Genomic DNA, 2,590 nt, shown 5'->3' on the forward strand with positions numbered 1-2,590 from the left:
CGGCGGGCGCAGCGTCAGCAGCAAGTCGGGCAGCGCCGACGTCATCGAGTCGCTGGGCATCAACATCAACCTGTCGCCGGACGCGATTGCCAGGTGCATAGAAGAAGTGGGCGTGGGCTTCATGTTTGCGCCGAATCACCACCCGGCCATGAAAAACGTCGCCCCCATCCGCAAGGAGATGGGCGTGAGCACCATCTTCAACATACTCGGCCCGCTTACCAATCCGGCCAGTGCGCCCAACATCCTGATGGGCGTGTTCCACCCCGACCTGGTCGGCATCCAGATCCGGGCACTGCAACGCCTGGGCGCCGAACATGCGCTGGTGGTCTACGGCAAGGACGGCATGGATGAAGTCAGCCTGGGCGCGGCCACCGTGGTGGGCGAGCTGAAAGACGGCGAAATCACCGAATACGAAATCCATCCCGAAGACTTCAAGCTGCCGATGGCCAGCAACCGCGCGCTGCGCGTCGAGACGCCCGAGCAGTCCAAAGCCATGCTGCTGGGCGTGCTTGGCAACCAGCCGGGCGCGGCGCGCGACATCGTGATCCTCAACGCCGGTGCGGCGCTGTACGCCGCCAACGTGGTGGATTCAATAATGAGCGGCATCGAACGGGCGCGGGATGCTATTGAATCAGGCGCGGCCAAGGCCAAGCTGGCGCAACTGGTGGCCTTCAGCCAGCGCGCCGGGGCTTGACGCCATGTGGCGCGATCCCGGCGCCTGGATCGCTCTTGGCGTTTCGGCGCTGTTTATCATCGTGGGCTTCGTGATGCACCGCATCTTCGTGAAAGTTCTCCAAAACGGCGCCAACCCGCCGCCCCACCCACCTGCAGGGCAGACCCCGACGTCTGCACCGCCAACCCCACTGGAATCCCATGAGTGACATTCTGAACAAAATCATTGCCGTCAAGCGCGAAGAAATCGAGGAAGCGATCAACCGCAAGCCGCTGCCGGCCATGCGCAAAGACGCCGAGTCGCGCGTCAATACGCGCGACTTTGTCGGCGCCCTGCGCGCCAAGATCGCGGCCGGCCAGCCAGCGGTCATCGCCGAGATCAAGAAGGCCAGCCCGTCCAAGGGCGTGCTGCGCGAGGACTTCATTCCCGCCGACATCGCCCAGGCCTATGCCGAGTGCGGCGCGGCCTGCCTGTCGGTGCTGACCGACAAGCAGTTCTTTCAGGGCAGCATCGACTACCTGAAGCAGGCCCGGGCGTCGTGCGGCCTGCCGGTGCTGCGCAAGGATTTCATCATCGACGCCTACCAGGTCTATGAATCGCGCGTGATGGGCGCCGACTGCATCTTGCTGATCGCCGCCTGCCTGGACGATGCGCAGATGAAGTCGCTGGAAGCGCTGGCGATGTCGCTCGACATGGCCGTGCTGGTCGAGGTGCACGACGAGGCCGAGCTGGACCGCGCGCTCAAGCTCAAGACGCCCCTGATCGGCATCAACAACCGCAACCTGAACACCTTTGAAGTTTCGCTCGACACCACCCTGAACCTGCGGGGCAAGGTGCCCGCAGACCGTCTGCTGGTGACCGAATCGGGCATCACCACCCCCGAAGACGTGCAGCGCCTGCGTGACGCCAAGGTCAATGCCTTTTTGGTGGGCGAGGCCTTCATGCGCGCCGACGACCCGGGCGTGGCGCTGCAGCAGCTGTTCGGGCTGTAACGGCGTCCATGGAGCAGGTCCCCTTGGCCGGCATGTCGGCAAGTGCGCCTGAGCGCCTGAGCAGCGCCGACCCGTCGGACTGGCCGGTTGCGCCCGGCTGGCGGCCTTTGACCGAGGTTTTTTTTGCGAGTCCAGCGGGGCAAAAACTGCTGGGCTTTCTGCGCCGCCGGCTGGCCGAAGGCGCTGTCATTTTCCCCCCGCAGCCGCTACGCGCACTGGAGCTCACGCCGCCCGAAGCGGTGCGCGTGGTGATTCTGGGGCAGGACCCGTATCACGGGCGAGGGCAGGCTGAGGGGCTGGCTTTTTCAGTCGCGCCCGGCGTGCCTTTGCCACCGTCGCTGCGCAATATCTTCAAGGAATTGCAGCGCGACCTGGGCACGCCGCCGCCGCCCTTCCCGGTGCCCGGCGGCAGCCTGGTGTGCTGGGCGCGCGACGGGGTGCTGCTGCTCAACACCTGCCTGACGGTGGAGGAGGGCCGGCCGGCCAGCCATGCCGGGCAGGGCTGGGAGGTGTTGACCGACAGCGTGATCCGCCAGGTGTCCGCGGGCGATCATGCCGTGGTGTTTTTGCTGTGGGGCGCCCATGCCCAAAGCAAGCGCGCCCTGATAGACGCCAGCCGCCACAAGGTCCTGCTGGCCAACCATCCGTCCCCGCTGTCAGCGCTGCGGCCGCCGCTGCCATTCATCGGCTGCGGGCACTTCTCGCAGGTGTGCCAGTGGCGCGGCCTGCAAGCGGGGCGGTAAAAAAGCAGGCTCACTGTAAATGCCTTGGCGCCCACAACTTTCGTTTAATTTCCATAGCAATGGCTGGCAACTGACATAAACCCGTGGCATAATCTGAGGTTCCCTTGAAGGATGGGTGTCCGAGTGGTTAAAGGAGGCAGACTGTAAATCTGTTCGCTAACGCGTACGCTGGTTCGAATCCA

At 64.7% G+C, this 2,590-nt stretch carries 3 protein-coding genes; all 3 read left to right on the plus strand.

Translation table 11 applies throughout. The features are described from left to right. Positions 1-694 (plus strand): anthranilate phosphoribosyltransferase (gene trpD, locus Q8K05_RS07925; RefSeq protein WP_305246040.1); only part of this gene is annotated, 694 nt, incomplete at its 5' end. A gap of 179 nt (positions 695-873) precedes the next feature. Next, on the plus strand, positions 874-1,665 hold the full coding sequence (gene trpC / locus Q8K05_RS07935) for an indole-3-glycerol phosphate synthase TrpC (RefSeq protein ID WP_305246043.1): 792 nt from the start codon (positions 874-876) through the stop codon (positions 1,663-1,665). 8 nt (positions 1,666-1,673) lie between these two features. Next, positions 1,674-2,408 (plus strand): uracil-DNA glycosylase, encoded by a 735-nt coding sequence (locus Q8K05_RS07940; protein ID WP_305246045.1) that lies wholly within the window; start codon positions 1,674-1,676, stop codon positions 2,406-2,408. The last annotated feature ends 182 nt before the right edge of the window (positions 2,409-2,590 follow it).

Origin of the sequence: Polaromonas sp. (genome assembly GCF_030682935.1) — a bacterium.
GTDB lineage: Bacteria > Pseudomonadota > Gammaproteobacteria > Burkholderiales > Burkholderiaceae_C > Polaromonas.